The organism is Streptomyces sp. BE303 (assembly GCF_036290945.1).
In the GTDB taxonomy this organism is placed as follows: domain Bacteria; phylum Actinomycetota; class Actinomycetes; order Streptomycetales; family Streptomycetaceae; genus Kitasatospora.
On record NZ_JAQYWZ010000251.1, the window covers coordinates 1 to 235 of the forward strand.

Consider the following 235-nt stretch of genomic DNA (forward strand, 5'->3'; position numbering starts at 1 on the left):
TCGGCATCCTCAACGGCCTGATCATCGTCTACGGCCGCGTCAACCCCACCATCGCCACCCTCGCCGGCCTCGCCGCCTACAAGGGCCTCGCCCAACTCCTCTCCGACGGCCGCGCCCAGGGCTACGTCCTCAACGACGACATCTTCGTCTTCCTCGGCCGCGGCAAGATCGCCGGCCTCCCCGTCATGGTCTGGATCCTCATCCTCACCGCCGTCGCCGTCCACATCCTCCTCAA

The 235-nt window shown here is 67.2% G+C and carries 1 pseudogene; it reads left to right on the forward strand.

Annotation, left to right across the window (positions count from 1 at the left end):
• A pseudogene (locus PUR56_RS01695) lies at window positions 1-235 on the forward strand (ABC transporter permease); the annotation flags it as partial.